Source organism: Thalassotalea sp. PLHSN55, assembly GCF_052030545.1.
Lineage (GTDB): Bacteria > Pseudomonadota > Gammaproteobacteria > Enterobacterales > Alteromonadaceae > CANMXU01.
In genome coordinates this window covers 347,676-367,743 of record NZ_JBPDIH010000003.1, presented here as the reverse complement: position 1 = coordinate 367,743, position 20,068 = coordinate 347,676, and the positions used below count along the sequence as shown (strand labels likewise).

Annotated in this window: 11 protein-coding genes; 4 read left to right on the top strand and 7 right to left on the bottom strand. The window is 39.4% G+C overall.

Features of this window, described 5'->3' with window-relative positions; all coding sequences use genetic code 11:
• Positions 1-6 precede the first annotated feature (6 nt).
• A complete protein-coding gene (locus tag ACRRSQ_RS07470) occupies positions 7-1,629 on the top strand; it encodes an alpha-L-fucosidase (protein WP_440875088.1) in 1,623 nt (540 codons plus the stop codon).
• A gap of 140 nt (positions 1,630-1,769) precedes the next feature.
• Here the strand turns inward: ACRRSQ_RS07470 and ACRRSQ_RS07465 are convergent, their stop codons facing one another.
• Positions 1,770-2,711 (bottom strand): glycosyl hydrolase, encoded by a 942-nt coding sequence (locus tag ACRRSQ_RS07465; protein WP_440875087.1) that lies wholly within the window; start codon positions 2,709-2,711, stop codon positions 1,770-1,772.
• Between the two features lie 234 nt (positions 2,712-2,945).
• Between ACRRSQ_RS07465 and ACRRSQ_RS07460 the strand changes: the two genes are divergently transcribed.
• Positions 2,946-5,477 (top strand): glycoside hydrolase family 2 TIM barrel-domain containing protein, encoded by a 2,532-nt coding sequence (locus ACRRSQ_RS07460; RefSeq protein WP_440875086.1) that lies wholly within the window; start codon positions 2,946-2,948, stop codon positions 5,475-5,477.
• A gap of 290 nt (positions 5,478-5,767) precedes the next feature.
• Here the strand turns inward: ACRRSQ_RS07460 and ACRRSQ_RS07455 are convergent, their stop codons facing one another.
• The 3 genes from ACRRSQ_RS07455 to ACRRSQ_RS07445 form a co-directional block, all read right to left on the bottom strand.
• Entirely contained in the window at positions 5,768-6,373 is a 606-nt protein-coding gene (locus tag ACRRSQ_RS07455) for a GntR family transcriptional regulator (protein ID WP_440875085.1), read from the bottom strand.
• Between the two features lie 210 nt (positions 6,374-6,583).
• Entirely contained in the window at positions 6,584-8,200 is a 1,617-nt protein-coding gene (locus ACRRSQ_RS07450) for an apiosidase-like domain-containing protein (protein ID WP_440875084.1), read from the bottom strand.
• 100 nt (positions 8,201-8,300) lie between these two features.
• Positions 8,301-10,226: a sulfatase-like hydrolase/transferase gene (locus tag ACRRSQ_RS07445; protein WP_440875083.1), complete on the bottom strand. Its 1,926-nt coding sequence runs from the start codon at positions 10,224-10,226 to the stop codon at positions 8,301-8,303.
• A 344-nt stretch (positions 10,227-10,570) separates the two neighbouring features.
• On the opposite strand from ACRRSQ_RS07445, the gene ACRRSQ_RS07440 reads away from it, so the two are divergent.
• A complete protein-coding gene (locus ACRRSQ_RS07440; RefSeq protein WP_440875082.1) occupies positions 10,571-12,364 on the top strand; it encodes a sulfatase-like hydrolase/transferase in 1,794 nt (597 codons plus the stop codon).
• 34 nt (positions 12,365-12,398) lie between these two features.
• Positions 12,399-13,898 carry a sulfatase family protein gene (locus ACRRSQ_RS07435; RefSeq protein WP_440875081.1) on the top strand — a complete coding sequence of 500 codons (1,500 nt, stop codon included), beginning with the start codon at positions 12,399-12,401 and terminating at the stop codon, positions 13,896-13,898.
• Between the two features lie 157 nt (positions 13,899-14,055).
• On the opposite strand, the gene ACRRSQ_RS07430 is transcribed toward ACRRSQ_RS07435, so the two are convergent.
• From ACRRSQ_RS07430 to ACRRSQ_RS07420, 3 genes are all read right to left on the bottom strand, one after another.
• Positions 14,056-14,604 carry a PEP-CTERM sorting domain-containing protein gene (locus tag ACRRSQ_RS07430; protein ID WP_440875080.1) on the bottom strand — a complete coding sequence of 183 codons (549 nt, stop codon included), beginning with the start codon at positions 14,602-14,604 and terminating at the stop codon, positions 14,056-14,058.
• A gap of 33 nt (positions 14,605-14,637) precedes the next feature.
• Complete coding sequence (locus tag ACRRSQ_RS07425; protein ID WP_440875079.1) at positions 14,638-17,157, bottom strand: right-handed parallel beta-helix repeat-containing protein; 2,520 nt, start codon at positions 17,155-17,157, stop codon at positions 14,638-14,640.
• A 576-nt stretch (positions 17,158-17,733) separates the two neighbouring features.
• On the bottom strand, positions 17,734-20,067 hold the full coding sequence (locus tag ACRRSQ_RS07420) for a beta-galactosidase (RefSeq protein WP_440875078.1): 2,334 nt from the start codon (positions 20,065-20,067) through the stop codon (positions 17,734-17,736).
• Position 20,068: the final 1 nt, after the last annotated feature.

Here is a 20,068-nt window from a genome sequence, read left to right as displayed (position 1 = left end):
AAAAAAATGAAAAAAACATCCCTCACATTCGCCGTTAGTGCGCTGATTTTTACTCTGTCAGGCTGTAATAAAGAGCAAGCGACTAAGGAAGTGTCGCATAATACTCAAGTGGCACCTGCCGCTAATGGGCTTGCACAATCACCGTATACCGAGGACTGGGAGTCTTTAGGTAAAATCAATGAACAACCAGACTGGTTTCAAGACGCTAAATTAGGCATATATACTCATTGGGGACCTATTGCTACCGCCAATATTGATATGAAACCGGGGGCTGGTTGGTATGGGCTCAATTTATACATGGACCAAGTCTATGATTGGAAAACAGGGCAAATAAGGACAAACGAAAAAAATCCTACGGGCTTTCCTTCTTCGATTTTTAAACAACATACCAATAAGTATGGTCACCCTGCTGAGTTTGGTTACAAAGATATTATACCGTTATTTAAACCAACGGGTTTTAATGCGCAAGAATGGGCTGAATTATTCAAAGCATCGGGGGCCAAATTTGCAGGCCCGGTGGCTATGCATCACGATAACTTCGCCATGTGGGACAGTAACGTTACTCGCTGGAATGTTAAGGACTTTACCGGTATCGATGTAACCGGGGAGTTAAAAACGTCCATAGAAGGGCAAGGGTTAAAGTTTTTAACTTCGTTTCATCATGCTTTTACTTGGGTTTATTATGCAAACGCCTATAAGTTTGACGCCACGGTTGAAACAGCTGATTTGTATACTGACCAACATCAGTTAACAGATTTCAAACCTAGTAAGCGTTTCCATGATGAATGGTATGCAAAACTCAAAGAAGTGGTTGATAATTATCAGCCAGATGTCGTGTGGTTTGACTGGTGGGTGGAAGAGCTAGATGAAGCTTATCGGAAGAAATTTATTGCTTACTATTTCAATAAGGGTAAAGAATGGGGTAAAGACGTCGTCATTAGTTATAAAAACACCTCATTCCCAGAAACGGTTGGCGTACATGACTATGAACGTGGTCGACCAAATCAAATAAAAGATAAGTTTTGGATGACAGATACCTCACCTGGCGCTTGGTTTTTCCGACAAGATGCTAAGTTTGTTACGCCAAACGAAATCATCGATATTCTTATCGATATTGTTGCCAAAAATGGCTTGATGCTGCTTAATGTGCCACCAAATCCAGATGGTTCAATTCCACCAGAAATGAAAGACATGCTTCATCAAATGGGTGATTGGTTAGCCATTAATGGCGAAGGTATTTATGAAACCCGTCCTTGGCGTGTTTTTGGTGAAGGTCCTACCCGCATACGTGGCGGTGGTCATAAAATTGAAAAACAAAAAATCGTTTATACCGAAAAAGATATTCGTTTCACGAAAAAAGGTGATGATACGCTTTTTGCTTTAGTGATGGATGCACCTACAGAAGATCTGCTGATTGAAACCTTGAGCACCAACTTAAGCGTGCTAATTGGTAACATTCAATCAGTAACTTTGTTGGGCAGTAATGAGCCCGTTAAGTGGTCGATAGATGGCAAGGGTTTGCATATTGAAAAACCTCAAACGATACCGAGTCAATTTGCACTTGTTTATAAAATTTCTTTGGTAAAAGACGCAGAGTGGGGCATTGGTGGAGAGGATGACCCAACCTAGTTTGTTCCTTTAAATTCCTAATACATATTACGCCAATAAATGCTTATTCGTAGCAATGGATATGCATTTATTGGTTAATATAGTCCAAGCCACTGTTGGTTGCTAATACCTTCAAAAGAGTAGGTATTTCTTACGCCCAGTTAAGGTGAGTAAGTTTCATCTTCAAGTTGCCATACTCTAACCCAATCATATTGCGTGGTGCGTTGCTGCCAAGTGCCACTTGCAATTAAACCACCATCTTTAGGTACCGGGTTCCAATCGTAAGTTTCAATAGCCATTTGAATCCACATAGGTACATTAAATTCGGTTGGCGGTGTTATGCTATAAGCGTACTTACCATCTAGGTAAAAACGTACCTCAGTCGACGATTTCCACCAAGCTCCGTAGACAAAATAACGGTCTGAATTTTTTTCGTCTAAGTCGATACTGTTTTCTTTTTGAATGCGTTTTTGACAGGAAGTTACGCGATGAAATGCGTTTGAATGAAAAATATGATCAAAATTTTGCGCCCATTTTTCAGCATTAGGCGATACACGGCCAACATTTTCTTGAATATCTAACTCATGTTTTGTTTTGCAATTTGAATTTTTTGACATGAGCCAAAAGGTTGAAGACATCTCTGTTTGGTTTGCCTTCATTCGAGTTTCATAATACCAACCAACTTGGCCTGGATTAATCGAACGAATAATCGCGCCTTGATATAAATAGGTTTTGTTATTAATCACTTTAGCTTCTGGCAGTTTTGACACCGTTACCTGCAATTTACCGTTATCAACATTAATTGCCGATGGGTCAAATAAGCCCGGTGCTCGACCAAGCCATACCCAGCCATTCTCAACGGGGTTTGTTTGCCATTTAGTCAGATCAATCGACTTGTCATTAAATTCGTCAGACAAATTAACGACAGGGCGCCATACTTTTGCTAATGGTTTGGGATCTTGCCCGGATTCAAAGTAAGGAGCGGCGGATACTGCAGCATCTGCTGCCTGAACGTCATGAATGTATAAGGTGGCATAACTCATTAAAAGTGATAATAAAATTCGGTGCATATTTGATTTGATATTTTTGTTAATTGTTGACATTATATTATTTGATGAACATATTTTATACCAGTTCAAAGTTAAAAAATCGGCTATTATGATTTACCTGTAAAATCACTATTGTATATGTAATCATATAAAGAGATTTTGTAAGCTTCATTATAGTAATACTGAAAAGTCACGGTTCGACTATTCGGCAATGTTTAGCGTCGTTGCCGGTGAGTGAAAAACTCGTATTGCCTGATGAAAAAAATAAAAAATAAGTGGGAGTTAATTGTGACTATTAATAAAACATTCAGGTTCATTTTATGGAGCCTTTTGTTTTCATCAGCTGCGCAAGCGGCAAATATTAATCGAGAAATCGATTTTAACTTTGATTGGAAGTTTACACTCGTTGACAGTACTACGCTGCCAACAAAGTTACCACTGAATGATTCCCAATGGCGAGAAGTGCGTTTACCACATGACTGGAGTGTGGAAGCCTCTTTTGATGAATCTTTAGAAGGAGCCACAGGCTACTTGCCAGGCGGTGTTGGTATTTACCAAAAGCACTTTAAAACCAATATTGATCCAAGTAAGCAAAGTGCTTTTTTGCTATTCGATGGCGTTTATAACAATGCAACCTATTGGCTAAATGGACACCAATTAGGTGAAAATCCCTATGGTTATTCACCGGTTTATTGGGACTTAACTGACAAATTAAAAACTGATGGTAGCGATAACGTACTAACGGTGCATGTTGACCATTCTCGTTATGTTGATAGTCGCTGGTATACAGGTAGTGGCATTTATCGAAATGTTAAATTAGTTTCGGTCGATAAACTACATATTCCTATTTGGGGAACATTTATCACCACCCCTGAAGTTTCATCTGACAATGCCAAGGTTCAAATCGACGTTACCGTTAATAATACCGGTAATAAACGTGCGTCATTTAAATTAGAAACACGTATCGTCGACAACGAGGGGCTTGTTGTCGCACAAGACATTGATAAAGCGCGCTTATCAAATGGCAAAAATAAAACCTATACCCAAACATTGAAAGTTAAAGCGCCTAAACTTTGGGATACGGAAAATCCTAATTTGTATACCGCGATCACTACCATTACACAAGCTGGCAATGTGATTGATCAGTACGAAACACGCTTTGGCATTCGCGATATTAAATTTGAAGCGAATAAAGGTTTTTTCCTTAATGGCAAACCTACCTTTATGAAAGGCGTTAGCCTTCACCATGACGGTGGACTTGTTGGCGCGGCCGTACCAAAAGGGGTATGGAAACGTAGATTGCTATTGTTGAAAGAGGCTGGCGTAAACGCAGTAAGGGTTGCTCATAACCCCTATTCTCAAGAGTTTTTAGATTTATGCGATGAGATTGGCATATTGGTTCAAAATGAATTTTTTGATGAATTCGACTACCCCAAAGATAAGCGCTTAAATAAAAATGATCGCCACAACGATTATATTTCACGTGGTTACACCGAACACTTTCAAAAATGGGCCAAGAGTGATCTAACACGTACCATGTTACGTGATAGAAATCATCCAAGTGTTGTTCAGTGGAGTATTGGTAACGAAATTGAATGGACGTATTTAAACTATCGATACGTAACTGGTTATTGGGACCCAGAAAAACCAGAAGAAGACAATAATAACTTTTGGGGCGGTGCACCAAAATTCACACCTGAGGAATTAAAAACACGTTACGACGCATCCCAAAAAGGGGAATATAAACTACACGAAACAGCAAAAAAATTAGCTGATTGGACAAGAGAGCTAGATACAACGCGTCCAGTGACAACCAATTTAATTATTCCACAAACGAGCTTAGTCACCGGTTATGCTGATGCTGTTGATATTCTAGGGTTTAGTTATAGAAATGTGACCATCCCTTGGGCGCAAACGCATTTTCCTGACAAAATTATTACCATTAATGAAAACCCAGGTACTTGGGATGATTGGAAACAAGTATTAGAGCATCCCGGCGTTTTTAGTGTTTTCATGTGGACCGGTATTGATTATATGGGCGAGTACCATAACAAATGGCCGGAAAAAAGTGGTTGGGGTGACATGCTTAACCTCGCGGGCTTTAAAGTACAAGGCTGGAACTATTACAAAAGTATTTGGGTAAACGAGCCACATCTGTCAATTGGTACATTGCCTTTAAATAGCTCTGGATTTAAGCAAGACAAATTTTCTGGGTTAGCCAAGCCTAAAAAGCAAGGGAGTTATAGGTGGCGTAATTCAAATATGCACTGGAATTATCAAGAAGGGGAAAAGGTACTTGTTGAGTTAACCACGAACCATTCGACTGCCGAGCTTCTGCTAAATGGTCGTTCTTTAGGTTATCGCAGCATGTCTGAAAGTGGTAACCGCATTATGCGCTGGGTTGTGCCATTTGAAGCTGGCACGTTAACGGCAAAAGCGGGTTTTAAAGGGCAAGAACAGGAAGTGGTGTTAGCCACGACCACTAAACCGACCGGTTTTACTTTAACTACGGATAAAACCGAGTTAACTGCTGATGCTTACGATGTGGCGCATCTAATTGTGCAACTTCACGACCAAGCTGGACGTGCGATTAAAACGGAAAATATGCAGGTAACCTTTGAGCTTGAAGGCCCTGTAAAACTGCTAGGTGTCGATAATGGCGCATCAGCAAATGTACAAGACTTTCAGTCAAATGCATTAACAACTGATAAAGGCCGTGCACTGGCAATTATTCAATCTACCAAAGAAAAAGGTCAAGTTAAAATTACGGCGAAAGCAAAAGGGTTTGCACCACAAACGCTGGTGTTAGCAATGAAGTAACGGACTATTGGTGAGGCCACTATGCAGTTGAGCTCAGTTTAACTTAGCTGAAGAAGCACTGTTTAGTGCGGCCTCAAAGGTTTAATGAAACGTTACTGCAGATTGGTATTTTTAGGGTAATCTATATTACGTGGCATGACTGAGCCAACGATAAGGTATTGTGTAAGATGGGGCTTGATCCATTGGAACAAACTGAGCTTGGATATTAGGTGTAAATACGGTTATCGCAACCTGCTAAGCTGCGTTATCCAAACTAACGCCTTTGTCGATACTAAGCAACGTTGTCAAAACTAAGCAATGTTATCCAAAATTGCATCGATAGCAGTTTTGGTGTCTTGGTTTTTCATTGCATTTAAAATGAGTGCGTGTTCATCGACATCGGATTGAAAGGTTTTTGATATGCCTTTATGCATGTGAATACGAAAAACAACCGGTTGCCATAGGTTATGCAAATCATCGCCACCGGCTAATCGAACAAAATAACCATGGAAATCAATATCTGCTTTAATAAATTCAAGGTATTTATTTTGCTTACAATGATTGTTCATACGTGACAATATTGTCTCTAACTCATCATAATCTCGAACTGATGCGCGCTTTTTAAATGCTCTAATAGCATACTTTTCAATAGACGAACGAATATGTAATAGCATCTTCTTCGTCTTTTGATTCAATGGCTCAAGCACATAATAACCATGACCTTCAGCATTATTTAATAACCCTTCCTTATATAGACTCATTAGCACACGTCTAATAATGGTGCGCGACAAACCCAAATTACTGGCTAATGTTGATTCGTTCATTTTAGATCCCGGTTCATATTCACCGGCGATCAGTGCGCTTCTTAAAACATCAGTTACCTGTTCTTCAATTGAATAAATTAATCGTGTATTCATTATTTTCTCCCTTCACTTTCAGTACATGATACGAGTTATTATATATGAATTTTACTTGTCATATTTGAATAGTATAGCGCTTTTTCCTTGCAGAGTAACTAAATTATTCTTTAAAGGGAAAAGGTCGATAGACCGATAAGTAAGTCATGAGCAAAGATCTATAAGTACAATTAGAGCATTGAATGAGTATGGGGGAGTAAGATGAGTGTTTTATTCCGGCTTTTTCAATAACGTAGCTATCACTATGGTATCTGCTACACCGCGCCAAGGAGATTGGTAGAATGAAAATTGGTCTTTGATAATACCTTTTTCTTTTATTTCTCCTGTTAGTGTATTTAACCATTGATATCGATACTTCTTTCCGTCTTTGTTTAAAAAACCTAAGGCAATCGAGTAGTTTTCTTTAGGCACATATAACAAAACCGTGCCTGTTTTTGCATTGGTTAAGTTATAACCTGATGAGTTTTGATGAGGCTTAGGCTCAAAGTCAGCAAATGTATAATTATCCATTAGCTTTTTCATTATCGCAAAGTAGTGAAACTTAGGCTGAGCAAAGTCTTTTCCTTGTTCAAATGGATTATGAATAACCACGTTCCATGAAGTGCCTTGCCAATAATAGGTGTTATAGACACCAGCAAATAAACTTAAATAATTTCGTCTTAATGCAACTTCTGCATTTTCATACGCGCCAGGGAAAACTCGAATGGGTGAAAATTCGTAACCACCGTGTTCAATATTCACAATGGGTTTATTAGAAAACTTTCTACGTACTTCAAGCATTTTTGAATAGAGTGTGTGTTTCCAATCTTGGGTTGAAATAAAGTCAACCTTATCTGGGTGCTGCGCACAAAAGCTATAATCATGAACGGTAACTAAACGATTAAACGCATCGAGTTCTCGTGCGCGATCTACACGGTCTGCAATATAATTTTTGGTGGTATTTTTATAAAACAATGCTTCTTTAGAAATGTCCCAAATAATATTCGGGAAGGCTTGGTAGCGCTTAATAACATAATCAAAATAACGATCATCTTCAGCTGAGCCTAACTCTGGCCAGTTTACTAGCTTATTCCATACATAAATCATCAAGTGGTTGACGATTTCTTTATCATGCATTGCTGACATAATTTTATCGTAATGTTGAAAGAACTCGATATTAAGCTGACTGTAATCAGGGTTTTGGTTGCTGCCGAGAAAAGGAAAAATATCTTCACGCCCGCCATATTCAAATTCAGGATGCTGAGCAAGCTTAGGGTCTTTTTGCCAAGAAACGTCGTAAGAATAAAGCGTCGTTACCACCTGATTAAACCCATTATGTTTAATCACATTAAGCAGGTGATTGGTTTTTGTTAAGTCTGTTTGCTTGTAATCTAATGCAAATAACCAATCGGCTTCAAATGCTAAACTGAAATAGGGTTGTCCATCTTCATAATAAAAATGCTGAGGATTACTTTTATTTAACGTAAGCGCGCCATGACGATTAACGTTCGTGTTTTTCGTTACCGTCACAACTCCTTTTTTACCATTAAACTCAGAAAGTTGGCCGCCAATTTTATAAGTGTAATTGCCTTCTTTAGCATTGGAGTAACGCAAAACCCATTTATTATCGCCATTATAAAATAAAGGTATACGTTGGTTGTTGCTAAAGTCAGCATATATATTCAGCTCAAAAGGCTCCTTAATGAATGCGTCACTTTTAAACACAATATCAGTTACCTGCCATTGTGAAATAACTACGACCTTTTCACTATAGTTATGCTGGCTAATACCGGCAAAAACTGGAGTATTCAAAGATAAAATTATTAAAACAAATATGCGTATCAACATTTGGGACTCTTAGCCTATTCTTTGTATTAACTTCACCCGAAAACTTACGCTGGTATTTCACGCCTGTCGTAAGTTTGGGGCAGGGATTAATGCCTAGTTGTTAATGGGGAATTATTGCTGTTGGGATATCAGCTTTTTTGTCATCAGCCCCTAATGCAAATGTACTTAAGTGGTAGCTATTTTCTTGTGACCAATCGGCTTCAACACGGCGGTCACCTAATACGATATTGCCCAGTTTATTTCTAAACCAATGAGTTAGTGCTCGATACTCTTTATTATTGGCGACATTATTTCTTTCTAGCGGGTCATATTTAAGGTCGTATAAAACCGGCTCTACCTTGTTAAGTGGCGCTTTTAAGCCCCACTTAATATTTGCCCCTAATTGGTCGGGCCTTAAATTGTTATTACTATGTGGTCGAGTTCGCATTGAAAATCGAAAACGCTCAGTATGTAGGTACGCACGAGGACCGTAAACAAGATTAATTTCACCTAAAATATAGTCTCTTTGCACTGTGCCGTTAATAACATCAACAAGATTAACGCCATCTAAATAATCAAACTCACGCGCTGAAACATTAACACCACCCGCTGTTAAAATTGTTGGTGCAAAATCAACAAACTCAACAAGTTCATGACTCACTTTATTTTCAGGTATTAATGCTTTGTTTGATGAGACAACGATAGCGGCATTGTTAACTGATTGCACCCAAGGGCCAAATTTTGCTTCAATGCCTTGTTCACCCAAATGCCATCCATGGTCGCCAACTGTAAATATAATTAAGTATTCTTGGTTGTTTTCAATACTGTATTTTTTAAACGTCTCAATAGCGTCGCCCATGAGGTAGTCACCATATGCACAAAATGCATAATAGTCTTGAATGGCTTTTTGTTTTTCTTCATCAGTGAAAGCATCTACTTTCATGGTGTTATAGAGTTTTACTAGTTGTGGCGGTAATTGACCAAGTTCTGCTTTTTTTTCAAAATCAGGAATGTCATAAACTTTATCTTTGAAGCGATCACGGAATGACTTAGGTGGTAATACAGGGGTATGCGGCAAATGAAAACCTAAATTAATAAACTGAGGCTTTGAGGTGTCTGCACCTTGTTCCGTTTTTCCCCAACTTGTTTTAAACGGTTTATTGGCGTTTGTTAAATAATTTTTCATTTCTTTGACGATATACGCGTCAACCGTTTCACCAGCTGGCTTAGGGTTTACGCCTGACAAGATAAGGTCTTTATTGCCACCGCGTGTATAGGAACGAATAATGTCAAATTCTTGATTTGTTTTTTCTTTTTGAAATAGGTCTTGCTCAGTTAACGAACCTTCTTTACGTTTTAAAAAATAAGTGCGTTTATCACCGTTTGAATATAAAACGTTTTCTGTATAACCCGCGATAACGTTATTTTCGTCGTAGCCGGCTTTGGTAAAGATGTCGCCTAAATTATTTTTTTGAATATCATGTTTAAAGTGTACTTTGTAATCAAATAGCTTGGCGTCATGAAAACCTTGTCCTGGTCCCCATTTATATATGTAACTATCAGATTTGCCAAATACGGCTGTTGCATAGCCATTGGTGCGCATAGACTGTGATACTGTCGGTTTGACAAAGTCAGCAGCTTGATGGGTAAGTTCAAACGCATAGTGGCCATTTCTAAATGGGTATCGACCTGAATGCATTGAGCCACGAGATGGCCCACACACGGGCGAATTATTAAAGGCTTTGGTAAATAAAACACCTTCTGTGGCCAGTTGATCCGCTACTGGAGATTCAACATAACCCAATGGACTGTTCTTAGTACCATACACAGCTTGATTGTATGCTGAAATTGAATCAGGGCGCTGGTCATCGGTAATAATCCACAAGATATTGGGCTTTTTGGCGGTTTTTGATGAACCCACTAATGAGGTATTCGAGGCTAATTGTTTTTGAGTCGCATTTGCTTTGGTTGCGTTTGGCAACACATTTGAGCAAGCAGCGAGAAAAAATACCAATATGGCATATACCAGCATGTGCAAGATCTTCATAAAATTACTCCAAAGTATAACTGCATAATAAGTCACTAACCGTTGAACTGAACAATCTTTGCTTTACATCTGATTGACTATCTTCTTATATAAATAATATACGCTCGCTGATATAGTGTACAGTTAATTGTTTACAATAATGCTTTTGACGAAACGACTGTTGGTTATTTTTCTCACTGAAAAAAGGGAAATGATCAAAATATTGGTGCTGTCTGTGCAAAACATACAGCTGAGTTAATATAATTTCAATTAGCAGATATTAACTCTTGGATCAGCACGGGATATCAACCAATACGTTCTTGTGAACTTACTAATAATAAACAAATAATTGAGGTTAACAATAAATGAATAAATGGTTTGCAAGGGGCGTGACGATAGCGGCAACTACAGTCTTAATGTCGGCATGTAATAGCCATCAAGTTGCTAAAGAGTCGCCAAAAATAGATAAACCGACCAATGTTGTGTTAATTCTCATTGATGATTTAAGCCATTATGGTGTTACGGCGTATGGTGCAAATAAGCTACATAGTTTTGATGGTGAGTTTACTGATAGGATTTTCAGTACTGACAATATTGACAGCTTAGCAGAGTCTGGTTTACGTGTTGATAACGCATTCGCTTACCCTATTTGTGAAAATACACGTATTGCTTTAATGAGCGGTAAACGAAATGACCGTAACTATTTAAAACCCAAATCTCAACATCATTCAGATATCACTTTTGGTGATGCATTTAAAAAAGCAGGCTATGCCACTGGGCTCTTTGGTAAATGGAAACAAACCCGAGGCGCTAAGGAAATTCCAGCTAAAACATACATCAGTGAGTTTGGTTGGGATGAATATGTAGCGTTTGATGTTGTTACTGAGGGCCAGCGTTTCATCAATCCTAATTTGGTTGTTAATGGTAAAGAAGTTAATTACAACGGTCGAACTGACTTAGATCCACATACAGGTAGACGCTGGTATGGACCTGATATTGTTAATCGTCATGCCCTTAATTTTATTGAAAAAAATAAAGATAAAGCTTTTTTTTTATATTACCCAATGATGCTAGTGCATGATGATCATAAACCCACACCTGATACTAAGCCTGATGCTATATTCGATAACTTTCCTGAAGAGGCGGTATACAACAATCAAGGTGGCGACGACAGGCTCTATTTTCCAGATATGATTGAATATGCCGATAAACTTATCGGAAAAGTCGTTGAAAAACTAGAGCAAACAGGTGTGCGAGAAAATACACTGATTGTCGTGATGGGAGATAATGGCACTAAAGAAGTTTTTGGACATATTCTACCTGACGGTACTATTTATCCTGGTCGCAAAGGGGGGAATACTGACAGTGGGCTGCATGTACCACTGATACTTAATTACCCAAACGTGATCCCTGCTAGTCACGATGGCAGTTACAGAGCATATCAAGGTTTAGTTAATTTAACTGATATTTACCCTACCATTGCCGATGCGGCTAATGTCGCTATGCCAAGAGCCGAGCAAGTCGACGGCATTAGTTTTTGGCAACAGGCCAAAGGCAAAAAAGGGCAGCATAGACAACATATTTATACCTGGTTTATTGGTAACAATACCTATAAAGATGTCGACGATTTAGGCATTATTTACGCCTTCAATAAAGAATTTAAGCGCTACGCACCAAGTAAAGAATTTCCGCAAGGGCGATTTTTCGACTTACGCACCGATCCGCTTGAGCGTGTCGGTGACACCGTTATTACCGCTAAATTTGGTGTTAAACGTTATAGTGGCTTAGCTATCGAACATTTAACGCCAGAGCAATTGGCCGGCTATCATCTTTTAGGGCAGGTGATTGAAAACAATAAACTCATCCCCGTTAAAAGCCTTACGATTGAATCTCCGGATATCACCATGTCAGTGGGCGAAACTCAGCAATTAAATTATCAAATAACGCCAAAAGAAGCCAAGCGCACAGGTGTTATTTGGCAATCGAGTGATCCGAAAGTGCTGTCTGTGAATAAATTTGGTGAAGTAACAGCAAAAGTAAAAGGCAAAGCCTCAATAACTATCTATTCATGGGATGATGCATACCCATTAGCAGCGAATAGAAAAGAGACGTTTTATAAAAATGGACACCAAAGCAGTGTGACAATTACGGTGGAATAAAGTGAAAAATACAATCGTTAGAAAATTTTGGCTCATGGCCATACTATCAAGCTTAGCAATAGGCAATGTGCATGCTGAAAATACTAAACGTCCGAATATTGTTGTCGTAATGGCCGATGATATTGGCTCGGGCGATATCAGCTACTTTACCGAAAAGGTACTTAATAAACAGCCAGTTTTAACCACCCCCAATATTGATACGTTAGCCAAACAGGGGATGTGGTTTGATGATGGACATAGCGCTACAGCACTTTGCGCGCCAACTCGATACGCAATAATGAGTGGTAAAAACAATTATCGTTCGTATGCGCCCTGGGGCGTATGGGGCATGTTTCAAGCCAATGCTATTTCACGCAATGAACCTACTATTGGTCGAGTGGCGCAAGAAGCAGGTTACAAAACAGGCTTTGTTGGCAAGTGGCACTTGGGCGGCGACTTTAAACTAAAGAATAGCAATAAGCTCTATCGAGGCGGCGAAAGTAAACCGTTGCCGCAAGTGGATCTTAATAAAATGGTTGCTGGTGGCCCTAAAGATATGGGATTTGATTATAGCTTTATGTTGCCCGATGGCATTCAAGGACCTATCTACTTAGCCTACGAGAATGAAATATGGGCACCGTTAGATGCTAACTCGAAGATAGTACATATTAATAGCAAGAATGTTTATCACCCGAAAATGATCTCTGATAAGGGGGCTGGAATGGGAGATACACACTGGCGAACAGAATACATCGGCAATATTATTTCGCAAAAAGCGGTCGACTTTATTCATCAACAACGTCGTGAAACACCTTTTATGCTTTACTACGCAAGCCCTATGGCACACTTACCGCATATGCCACCAACAAATTTTGATGGTGTAAAGGTGGCGGGTACTACTGGTTCATCACATTTAGATATGGTGAAGGAAATGGATTTGCAAGTCGGTAGAATTATTTCGGCCTTAAAAGCGACGAATACCTTAGACAATACGTTATTTATTTTTACGTCCGACAATGGTGGTTTACGAATAAGTGATACGGCCAAAACAGGTCATAAAGTCAGTGGTCGTTATCGAGGCAGTAAAAATGACCCGTATGAGGGAGGGCATAGGGTACCGTTTATCGTCCATTGGCCTGAACAAGTTAAAGCGGGAAGTTTTAGCCAAGAGCCTGTCGTTGTACAAGATATATTGGCAACCATAGGGGCGGCGATCGGAAATTACCAAGATAAAAATCAAGCGCCTGACTCAAATAACTTATTGCCACTTTTAACAAGCAAACCTGGTTTTAAATCGCGAAAATACTTAATGCTGCAATCGGGTAATAGAAACGAAACAATTTTTCGCCAAGGAGACTGGAAACTCATCATGAAAAGTAACCGCAAAGGCACAACATTTACGCCACTTGCTTTGTTTAACTTAAAGGATAATGCAACGGAAGCGGAAGCAAAAAATCTGATTAATCGCCCCAAATATAAACAACATGCGATGCAAATGCTTGCTCAATATAGCGAAATACGTAAGTCTGGCATAGCGACAGCATGGAATGAATAACATAGCTAACATCTAGCAATACCTAGCTAAGTTGAAGTCAAAGGGCGGTGAGTTTTGATTTAAGTTATTTGCGTTAATTTAGCCTTGATTTAACGTAAAAGGGCGTTGGATAATTCATCCAACGCCCTTTTTATAATGGTCTATTAATTAATACTCGCTACGCGCGTTTACGTAATCCAAACATCACAATAGCGGCTAAAAACAGCATGCCCAATGTCGCAGGCTCAGGCACTGAAACGTTTACTTGTTGTGAAGAAACCGTGGCGTCTACCGGGGTAATAAAGTCTGCAGCAAGCACATTCGTTAGCATAAAGTCTGACGTTCCATTAGCCACAGCGGTAACGTCAAAAGTTGCAATAACAAAGTCGCCACCGATAAAAGGAATGAAATCTAGAAACGATAGAGCAACCCCAAACGATTGTGCACTGAGGTTAAAAATAAAGGGGTTAATGGCGATGAGGTCCCCTCCAACATGTGCTGGCGAAATATCACCAAAGATATCAACATTGTCGATAGAAAATAGGCTTGTATCAAATTCAACGTCGAGGCTTAACGTGTCAAAAAAGTCAAAGCCACTACCGATAACACTCACTTGCAGTGTATCGCCAAGACTGACATTGTTGTCACTTACTTCAAGCGTTATTAAGCCCGCTCTAGCAGACAAGCTCATAGTTAATGCAATCATTATAAATATTGTTTTTTTCATTATGTTACCTTGTTATTAAAATGTAGTTGTTCATTATTCAGTTGCGCAACGCGCTCGAGTACACAGCGCCATCGTTGCTCGAGCATCTAAAATATTCACAACACCGTCGTCATTTATATCAAAAGCCAAATCAATCGACTGGCGCGTTTGGATGGCGCGAACTAAGCCATTAATATCATTGATATCGACGTCTTTATCGCCGTCGTAGTCACCCTCAACGGAGCTAGCAACAATATCGAGGTGGTAAACAGTAACGAGCTCATTTTTACTGGCGCCACTAGGTCTAAATACTGCTAGCAATTGATAAAAATGTCCTTCGGGTAAATCAGCGGTAGGAGTTAAGCCTGCTAAAGAGAATGTTGCACTGGCGGTACCGTTTTGTTGACCAATGGCCGACTCATCATCAAATACAATGGCTTTTCCTGCCACCGGCGTATAACTTGGTGTTAGTTCTCTTAAAAAGAAGCGTACACCGCGAATAGCATTGAAGATTGTTACTGTGTTGCCGGTACCTGCCTCATAATTAACAGTAAAGGTTAAGCTTTCATCTGTGGTAAAGGTTGTTGTGGTATATTGGTCACGGTCAACAATACTGAGCGATGCTTCTACAGGATCTGGCGTCGGCTCTGGTTCCGATGGGCCTTCATTTTCAAAAATAGGATCATCATTGGGGTTTGATGGACAGCTTGCACATACATCTTCAATCGCATTAATACCCGCAGTCCAAGCGGTTCCACCGAGTTCATAAGCTCCTACATCTGGTGCAGGGCCAGTAAAGGGTTTATCCAAATTTTCAATGGTTCGCGCTTGATCAAGCAAGAATGAATTTGAATTGGGCATGAAATTGTTATTACTCGGATCAACAAGTTGTTCAATCTCTTGCTCAATAATATTGCTATCTAAATCGTAGGCTCCACTATGAATCCAATCTAGGTTAGTGCTGAAGTTATTCCATACACGGTTGTCTCTTGGGTTACGGTTATTGATCCACTCGCCCATCGCTTGACCGACATTAATAAAGGTATTGTGATAGATATGATTATCCCAATTATCCCAATTAAGTTGCACTGCACTCCAAGGCATATTCCAGACAACATTGTGATGTACCAAAAAGCCTTTACTGTCGTTATCTAAATAAATACCTGCGATGCGATTATCATGAAAATCACTAATTGCAGCGTCATGAAACCAGTTGTGATGAACGTGAATGTTTCTTAGGTTAGCATTACCCACAGTGTAAAAAGGACCGCCATCGTTATTGATTAACCCTGTACGCGAAACATCGTTATAGGCAACTTCACTGCCTGTACCGACCACATAAATACCATCGCGTGCGGTATCTGAAATGGTATTTTTCAGCACTTTTACGTTATCGCCTGCGGATCGGATCGGACTCGTATGCATGCCCAGCGTATTAAAGTACTGAATGCGGTTTTTTTCAATCACGGTATTGTCACCTCGATCACCAAAACCAGCGACAGCAATTGCATTTGCGGAGCCAAATTTAATCTCGTTTTCTTTAATGACCGTATTTCGACCTGTGATTAAAAAAGAGCCTTCGTAAATCGACGATCCGTTTTCCACGTCGACGCTGGCATATCGTTCAAGAGCGTGGGTAACTTTACCTTTAGTAAATTGATTAAAGTCACCTGCGATTTGAATATATCCACCCATTACATCAATGCCTTCCACATCGATATAATTCCCGTTTAAGGTGATAGTTTTTACTCGGGCAGTGTACTCAATATCGCCAGTTACAGGCATTTGTCCATTGGTGGAATGAAAATAAACAATTTGGCTTTCGTCGTCGTAATACCATTCTCTTGGATGATCTAACAGTTCAAAGTGATTAAACAAATAAAAGCGGCCAAAACCACCACCTGCAGTCCATTTCGCAGGAGAATGATTAGAAAACGGCCATTGGTCAGTGATTTCAGTAAACGACAATTGGTTCTCGGTATTAGCGGTTACCGTTCTTGTCCAGCTAGTGCCTGAATGTTGGCCTAAATACCACATTAAGGCGTTACTCAGATCTGCCTCAGGGAGTGTTTCTGTAGGAATACTGCTGGTTGTACCTTTGCCTGTAACTACCGAAGAATCTAAGGTGTAAGGGTTATTGTCGACATCATTTGGCCAGCGAGCAATTTGCATAAGCTTATCGTTTTGATAAACCTGTCTAAATGATGCGGCAACATTCATTTGGACATTAGCCTGATAAATATCGCCAGAATAATGTGTCCAGTTTGTAATGGCATTGGTTCCTTTGATCAGAACTTGCTCGCCATTTTTCGCTCTTATTTTTATTGGGTTATCTTCAGTGCCACTTTTAGATATGGTCATTGATTGACGGTAAATACCACCTTCAATAATCAAAGTATCACCTGGCGCTAATACACTATTTGCTTGTGCAAATGTTGCAAACGGCGCACTTTCAGAGCCATTATTATTATTATCGCCATTAGTACTTACGTATAGTGTTTTAGCACAAACACCTAACGAGCCACTAAAGGCTAAGGCGCTCACTAAAATTTTTTCAGCAAAATTTAATTTCATTGTTTTTACTCTTATTATTTAAATGAAATAAAGTCAGTCGGTTCGTTATCTACGCAAACCAACAATGTGTTTTGTCAACAATATATAATCAACAAAATACATTAACATCTCGTTAACGGCTTTTAAATAAGAATAAAAATATTTATATATAATTTTATTGGTGGGTTGTAAATTTAGCTTTAGTTAAACATCAAAACGCAGGCGCTAATCTATAGGTTAACTCAGTTAATTGCTGCGAGTCAGGTTAGAAGGTAAATGGTAAGTTGATGAAAAATAAATAATAATAAATATAGGTTACTAATCTTTTCAATAATCGTAGATTCATAAAGTAACGCAATGCGTGATTGCATAAGAAAAGCAAAGTTTATATATGATAATTAAATGATATTAAACAGAGCTGATACGAAAGGAAGGTAACGTGGTTATTTAGCAGGATAACTTGATGGTAACCTGTTGGGGTCATGGAATTTATTTGTGTATTTAGAGTATTGCTACGTTTGAGTCTCCAAAAAAATGGCATAGCCGTGTTATCGGGTATGCCATTGACAAACGTTGATTCTATATAGAGTTTAGTGCTTAGCGCTTACCGAAGCGACGCGGGTAAAGCTCTTCATTTATCTCTTTTGCAGCGTCAACCATCGTTTTATAAGGTACATCGGTGATGGTTACAAAACCTGTGTTGTAGTTTTCACCGTCATACGCACGACCCGTTAGTGGTGAATCTAAATATTGAAACCAATGTGCACCAACAAAATAAGGGTTGTCGACAACCATTCTCATGTACTCTTTATACATACGAGCACGGTCGTTTTGATCTGAAGCTAGAATTAAGCCCGGATGAAATAGACCTGTATCACTTGTTGCGCCAATATGATATTCGCCAATAATACTTGGCATATCAGCTTCAGCTAAAAAGCCCCACGCTTTTTCATGTAAACCTTCTCGATAGAAATTGTAGCTCATCACGTCAACGTATTTTTTCGCTGCTTTTATCGCTTCTGGAGTTTTGCCCCAGTGCGCCATGCGAACCCCCATATACATATGGTTTGGTAATACTTTTTCTAACGCATCATGTACTGTTTTGAAATACTTGGTGGCATAAGCTTCTAATAGCATTGAAAAATCGCCAACCATTTCATCTGTTAGCTCACCAACTGTATAACTATTGCTTAGCGTTTCCCATGAATCAATCGTACTATTCCATGCACTATTTAATGCGGTGACAGACGCATATTTTTCTTTTAATAGTCGAATAAATTCGTGTTTAGTTGGGCTATCGGCTTCATCAACAGACAGGGTATGAATGACAATGCCATAGTGACCGCGTGTGGTTTTAACATTTCCCCAACTTTTTTCGTTATCAATAAAAACACCGATGCACCAAGGGTTGTTCTTTACTTCTTCGGCGATAACTTGTGTGGTTATTTCAGCACGTTTTTTAAACTCTGGATCAAACGGATCCGGCATTTTGGACCAAACATCATTGCCGGATGATATTTTTTTAAAATCACCAATAATCCAACCGTTGGCAAAATATGGAATTTGGTTCATTTGGTAAAACTCTGCATCAGTCCAGTTACCGGTCGAAGTAAAGCCCCAGTTTTTAAACCTTTTGATGGTAATGTCTCGCCAAGTTTCATTATATGAATCTGGATGTGTCTCTCCGTAACGTCGCTCTAAGTTTGCTTGATAAAAGCTAAAGGTTTCACCATGATGAATAGGCCCTCTATGCACCGAACGACGATAACTATAATGATTTGCTAAATCATCATCATAGCTAGGTAACCAAGTAAATAAGTTATGACGAACATCTGAAGAAACATAACGCGTTTTTTGCGCTGCTTTGGAAACAGGACGAATACCTAAAGAGTCTTCGGGGGTTACGTCATTCGGGTCGATATACCGAACAGAGTCGTCTTTAAAGTCAACACCCGTGGTGGTGGTAGTATTGGCGATGCGAATATTTGCTAAAGCCGACGAGAAAAATAAGTAGCCTTCGGGGTCAACCATTGCCCATTTGCCGTCAACTTTTTCCGTTCTAAAATAGCCAGTAGCTTCAAGTTTAGGGCCACTTTTCCAGCCACCAAATTTCGAACGATCGGCCATTGGGCCTTCAGCATTTAACTGTGCAATTTCTTTGTCTGCTAATGCTTTTAATTCGGCTTCAGAGTGTATCTTGTTGGGAAATTCTATTTTAGCGTTTTGGCCAAACTTATCTGCAATTCCTACGAGGTAATTGGGATCAATCTCGGGGTTATTACGTAATCGAATATTATCAATAATCAAGCTTTTGTCTTGATTCATCATCTCCACGTTGTAAGTAATGCTCTTAACTTGCTCTAATTGAATTTTCTTACGACCCGTTTGCCAAAACATTTTTACATCGGTTGAATTCCAAGCCGGTGGATCTTCACGTAAACCACTGTCAAACTCAAGTTGCGGACCTTTAAGTTCTGCGTAATAGGTCGCCGATGAATGCGCAGGAATGCTCACGCTGCGTCGGTGCATGGCGCCCGACTTGTCTCGAACAACAATATACAAGTGCACAGAAACGTCGCCCGGGTTTGTAATGTCGGCAGCTAAATTGAAATCACCAATATTGCTCCAATCCCAAGTTTGTTCGGGCTGCATGGTAATTGATGACATTTGTTCTGAAGCGTCAAAGTCAATTTTTAATGCGGTGTTGCCAGACGAGACTCCTTGTCCATTAACTAAAGTGGTAATGGCGTTGTCACTCGTTAACCAAGTTGGTATGGCTTGTTCAAAATCAGCAACAATTATTTGCGCGTCACTTATTTTCTGGTTATTGGGAGATGCTTGTTTTACTTGTTCATCTTGGTTATCACCACCACATGCACTGAGCAAAAGAGGGAGAGATAACAGCTTGGAATATTTTACAATGTTCTTCATG

Excerpts from the sequence above, each read along its gene's own strand:
- ACRRSQ_RS07420 (WP_440875078.1), bottom strand. The coding sequence starts at position 20,067 with ATGAAGAACATTGTAAAATATTCCAAGCTGTTATCTCTCCCTCTTTTG.
- ACRRSQ_RS07430 (WP_440875080.1), bottom strand. The coding sequence starts at position 14,604 with ATGAAAAAAACAATATTTATAATGATTGCATTAACTATGAGCTTGTCT.
- ACRRSQ_RS07440 (WP_440875082.1), top strand. The coding sequence starts at position 10,571 with ATGAATAAATGGTTTGCAAGGGGCGTGACGATAGCGGCAACTACAGTC.
- ACRRSQ_RS07435 (WP_440875081.1), top strand. The coding sequence starts at position 12,399 with ATGGCCATACTATCAAGCTTAGCAATAGGCAATGTGCATGCTGAAAAT.
- ACRRSQ_RS07470 (WP_440875088.1), top strand. The coding sequence starts at position 7 with ATGAAAAAAACATCCCTCACATTCGCCGTTAGTGCGCTGATTTTTACT.
- ACRRSQ_RS07450 (WP_440875084.1), bottom strand. The coding sequence starts at position 8,200 with ATGTTGATACGCATATTTGTTTTAATAATTTTATCTTTGAATACTCCA.
- ACRRSQ_RS07445 (WP_440875083.1), bottom strand. The coding sequence starts at position 10,226 with ATGAAGATCTTGCACATGCTGGTATATGCCATATTGGTATTTTTTCTC.
- ACRRSQ_RS07425 (WP_440875079.1), bottom strand. The coding sequence starts at position 17,157 with ATGAAATTAAATTTTGCTGAAAAAATTTTAGTGAGCGCCTTAGCCTTT.
- ACRRSQ_RS07465 (WP_440875087.1), bottom strand. The coding sequence starts at position 2,711 with ATGTCAACAATTAACAAAAATATCAAATCAAATATGCACCGAATTTTA.
- ACRRSQ_RS07455 (WP_440875085.1), bottom strand. The coding sequence starts at position 6,373 with ATGAATACACGATTAATTTATTCAATTGAAGAACAGGTAACTGATGTT.